Annotated in this window: 7 protein-coding genes; 1 reads left to right on the top strand and 6 read right to left on the bottom strand. The window is 70.0% G+C overall.

Features of this window, described 5'->3' with window-relative positions; translation table 11 throughout:
• A partial coding sequence (locus VFE05_13325) for a DinB family protein (GenBank protein HET6231048.1) occupies positions 1-413 on the bottom strand: 413 nt, incomplete at its 3' end.
• A 197-nt stretch (positions 414-610) separates the two neighbouring features.
• Between VFE05_13325 and VFE05_13320 the strand changes: the two genes are divergently transcribed.
• Positions 611-934: a type II toxin-antitoxin system prevent-host-death family antitoxin gene (locus tag VFE05_13320; GenBank protein HET6231047.1), complete on the top strand. Its 324-nt coding sequence runs from the start codon at positions 611-613 to the stop codon at positions 932-934.
• Positions 935-1,202: 268 nt separating this feature from the next.
• On the opposite strand, the gene moaA is transcribed toward VFE05_13320, so the two are convergent.
• The 5 genes from moaA to VFE05_13295 form a co-directional block, all read right to left on the bottom strand.
• A complete protein-coding gene (gene moaA, locus VFE05_13315; protein ID HET6231046.1) occupies positions 1,203-2,255 on the bottom strand; it encodes a GTP 3',8-cyclase MoaA in 1,053 nt (350 codons plus the stop codon).
• Positions 2,256-2,433: 178 nt separating this feature from the next.
• Positions 2,434-2,892, bottom strand: coding sequence for a molybdenum cofactor biosynthesis protein MoaE (locus VFE05_13310; protein ID HET6231045.1), 459 nt, complete (start codon positions 2,890-2,892; stop codon positions 2,434-2,436).
• Complete coding sequence (locus VFE05_13305; GenBank protein HET6231044.1) at positions 2,889-3,134, bottom strand: MoaD/ThiS family protein; 246 nt, start codon at positions 3,132-3,134, stop codon at positions 2,889-2,891. Before VFE05_13305 ends, VFE05_13310 begins: the two co-directional genes overlap by 4 nt.
• Positions 3,135-3,219: 85 nt before the next feature.
• Positions 3,220-3,525, bottom strand: a complete 306-nt coding sequence (locus VFE05_13300; protein HET6231043.1) for a hypothetical protein — start codon at positions 3,523-3,525, stop codon at positions 3,220-3,222.
• A gap of 296 nt (positions 3,526-3,821) precedes the next feature.
• The gene (locus VFE05_13295; GenBank protein ID HET6231042.1) at positions 3,822-4,028 is read right to left on the bottom strand and encodes a hypothetical protein; all 207 of its coding nucleotides are present in this window, start codon (positions 4,026-4,028) and stop codon (positions 3,822-3,824) included.
• Positions 4,029-4,091 lie beyond the last annotated feature (63 nt).

Below are 4,091 nucleotides of genomic sequence, written 5' to 3'. Positions count from 1 at the left end.
CGCGCGGCGGTCTCTGGCGTGAGGCTGCGGAGCAGGTGCACCGTCGCTCCGCGCACCGCCGCGTACTCGTCCGCTACGGAGGCGAGTGTACGCGCGTCGGCGCCCGACGCCGGTGCCCACGCGTCTTGGTCGTATCCGGGGATCGGTGTCGCATCACCCCGTGCTGCTCGCAACGCCCGGTACGCCATCACCCGCTCGGTGTCCGCGAGATGGCAGACGGCCTCACGGATGCTCCACTTACCCTCTGCGTACCGGTGCCCGGCGCGCGCCTCGGGAATGGAGCGAAGCAGCTCGCGCGTCTCCCCTATCTGCGATTCCAACAGATCGCACACGTCTCCCTCCGGCACCAGCGAGATGTAGCGGTGGTAGTACGGCAGATACTCACCAGGCTGCGGGCGGGTGACGGCGGGCATGGTGCTCCCGATGTTAGAGGTAGACGAGCGGAAGGCAAAAGTGGGCTCGGACCCTGTCGCTCGCAATCCAGGCGTCCACGAGCGCGGACACCGGACCGCGGCCCGATGCGTCGGCATTCCTGATGCGCTCTGCTGGACTACATTCAGGGTTAGCCCCTTCAGATGCAATCCCGACGGAATCGAGCAGAGGAGGTCACGTGGTTACCCTCACGGTTGAGTTGGCGGACGCGGAAACCCGCCTGGCCGAGCTGGTCCACGAAGTGGGCGCTGGGGCGGAAATCGTCATCACGCGCGATGGGCATCCGGTCGCGCGGCTCGTACCCACGGCGGGCGGACGGAGGATGGACCGCACTCCCGGGAGTGCCCGCGGACTGTTCACGGTCCCGGACGATTTCGATGCGCCGCACGTTCCGCACGAAGGCAGTGCCTCGGAATACATGAGGATGGCTTCGGACACGCGCCGCGAAGCCGAATCGCGTGAGTGGATCGAAGGGTTGATCGGAGACGTGGGCGCGGAGTGACTGTCCGTCAACTTCGATGCGTCACTCGGCGCGAACGTCCCCAGTGCGAGGCAGTGATCCTCAGCAGCGACGCGGCGAACCAGCACCTGAAAACGGGCGAGAGAGCATCACACACGCAGTTCACGATGGGCTCTGACTCTCTCCTTCCGCACACGAGGAAAATCCAGCCCATCGCCGCGCACGCCTGATGTTGCAACAGCAGAACGGGCGAACCCTCACGAAGGGCTCGCCCGTTCTCCGTTCATGCTCCGCCGGTGCGAAGTCCGCGCTACCCCCCCACCTGCGAGAGTGCGAGCAGGCCGCCGGAGCCTTGGTCGCTGCCTTGGACCAGCCAGTGGCGCTCGGGCTTGATGCGCAGGGTGTCGCGGAGCAGCGGCTCGATGGGCTCGCCGCGGCGGAGCGGGTCGCGGAGGTTGGTCTGCGCGTGGCCGAAGAGGCAGGGGCGAAGCTGCCCATCGGCGGTGAGGCGCATGCGGTTGCAGGTGCCGCAGTAGTTGTGGCTCATCGGCGTGATGACGCCCACCGTGCCCGGCGCCCCGTCGAAGGCGTAGTACGCAGCCGGGCCGTTGCCCGCCGGCCCCGTGACCGGCCGCAGCTCGCCGACGGCGCCCACGCTCGCCAGGATCTCGTCGGCCGATACGAACTCTTCAGCCTGGACGCCCAGGTTCTCGCCGGTGGGCATCACCTCGATGAAGCGGATGTGCCACGGGCGCTCGCGCGTGATGGCGGCGAAGTCCGCGACCTCGTCGTCGTTGCGGCCGCGCATGACCACGCAGTTCACCTTGATGGGCGAGAAGCCCGCGCGCTCCGCCGCCTCCAGCCCGCGGAAGATCGCATCGGCAGAGCCGGCGCGGCGCGAGATGGCGTCCACGCGCTCCGGCCGCAGCGAGTCGAGCGAGACGTTCACGCGATCCACGCCGGCGTCGCGCAGCTCGTCCGCAAGCTCGTGCAGCAGCACGGCGTTGGTGGACAGCGCGATGTCGTCGATGCCCGGCACCGCCTTGATCTGCCGGACCAGTGCGGGCAGGTCGCGGCGCACCAGCGGCTCCCCGCCCGTGATGCGCACGCGGCGCAGGCCCACGCCCGCCATCACCCGTACGATCTGCGCGATCTCCTCGTAGCTCAGGATCTCCTCGCGCTTCAGCCACGGCAGGCCCTCCTCCGGCATGCAGTACACGCAGCGCAGGTTGCACTTGTCCGTGACGGAGATGCGCAGGTACTCGATGCGGCGGCCGAAGCCGTCCTCCATCGGCCCCGCCTCGGGGATCGGGCGCGAGGGGAAGACGGGCGCGGCGCCGCCGAGCTGGATGAGCGCGCTCACGCCATCCTCCGGCGGATTCGGGAGATGCGGAAATGTGGATCGGGAGATGCGGAGCTGGCGAGCGACATCGCATCTACGGAAAGCGCGGAGACCCGAGTCTGTGGCGCCGGCGCGGATGCGATGAATCGCACCCCTACAGGGGGGTTCGTCGCGCTTCGGCGGAAATGCTGCGGCATCGTCATCCTTCCACCGTCGCTTCGACTTCGGGGGTGTGGCCGGGGACCCACTGGCGGTCGCCTTCCACGTAGCCCTCGCGCTTCCAGACGGGGACGCGGCGCTTCAGCTCCTCGACCACGTAGCGCGACGCCTCGTAAGCCTCGGCGCGGTGGGGAGATGCGACGGCGATGGCTACGCTGGCGTCGCCCACCTCCAGCAGGCCCACGCGGTGCACGACGTGGATGTCGCCCGTGCCCCATCGCTCGCGCGCCTCGTCCGCGATCTCACGCATCTTCAGCTCGGCCATCTCCGCGTACGCCTCGTACTCCAGCGATGCGACGCGGCGCCCGGCGTGCTCCTCGCGCACCACGCCCCAGAAGAGCAGCGCCGCGCCGTCCGACGGCCCCACGCAGTCGCGCAGAATCGCGGCGGCGTCCAGCGGCTCGCGGGTCACGCGGCAGACGGAGCGCGACACGCTCACCCGCCCGCCACGGGGGGGATGAACGCGACCTCGTCGCCATCGCCGAGCGGAGTGTCGAGGGGAGAGTAGGTCATGTTCACGGCCACCGCGGGCTCTTCGGGCAGACGCTCCAGCCCCGCGCCGGGGCGGCGCAGGTGCGCGACCAGCTCGCGCACGGAGGCGCCCGGAGGCAGCTCTACGGCAAGCTCGCCGGCGCCGGCCAGGTCGCGGTACGATGCGAAGAAGAGCGAACGGACGATCAAGGGTGCTCCGGGCAGGGGCGGGGACTGCCTTCCAACCCCGCCCAGTACCCCGCCGTGGCAGCGGGGTTCGGCCTCCGCGCGGGGCTCAGCCCGCGCCGGAGGTGCCGGGGCCGGGCTGGTTCTGGCGCACCTCCTCGGCCGGGGCGAGGGTGGCGAGGAACTGCGAGAGCTCGGCGTGCATGCGCGAGGTGGAGCCGCGCACCATCGTCTTCCCGTCCTGCGTGCCCACGCCGATGGTGAGGTCGGCGGCCTCGTTCACGAACTTGATGTGGGTGTCGCTGGAAGCTTCCTCGAAGCCGGCGTACGGCGAGAAGCGCGAGGTGAAGAAGTCGCGGGCGCGCTCCACCACCTCGGCCGCGGGTACGTCGGTCAGCACTTCCTGGATCAGCATACGCGCTCCGGTTGGGGTCCGCGCCCCCGAAGGGCAGACGCCGTGCCAGCGACGCATTGCCCGCCGCGCATCGCCGGAACGCTCCATCGCCGCACATCCGCCGCGACGCCCGGGCCGCGCATCGCCCGAAGCTTCTCAAGCGCAGGTCAGACGATATGTATCATCCGACAGGCGTCACGAGCACGTCGGTAGATGCGCATCTACGTGAGCCGGACATGTGGCGTCGCAGGAGATGCGCATCATCCGATCACCCATCGAAAGGCTCGGCGGATGCGAGACATCGGCCGTCCAGCGACCTATCGCCGGCCGACGTCTCGGCCGCCGAAGTACGCGATCTCGTCCGCGTCGGGGCCGACGTGGACCACGGGGGCATCGTCGTAGCCGCGGCGCACGTCGTATCCGCCGTCGTACGGGCCGGCGGGCGCGGAGCCGCGGACGCGGCGGACCAGCTCGAAGGCGACCGTGGTGTCGCGCGGGTCGCCCGCGGGCGATAGGTGGCGCATGCGAAAAGCTCCGGAGAAGGTCCTGCTCGGGGGGCTGGGCGCAGGACGCAAAAACGGCGCCCG

Source organism: Longimicrobiaceae bacterium, assembly GCA_035696245.1.
GTDB lineage: Bacteria > Gemmatimonadota > Gemmatimonadetes > Longimicrobiales > Longimicrobiaceae > DASRQW01.
This window is presented reverse-complemented; position numbering and strand designations above follow the sequence as displayed.

Excerpts from the sequence above, each read along its gene's own strand:
- VFE05_13300 (HET6231043.1), bottom strand. The coding sequence starts at position 3,525 with ATGCTGATCCAGGAAGTGCTGACCGACGTACCCGCGGCCGAGGTGGTG.
- VFE05_13295 (HET6231042.1), bottom strand. The coding sequence starts at position 4,028 with ATGCGCCACCTATCGCCCGCGGGCGACCCGCGCGACACCACGGTCGCC.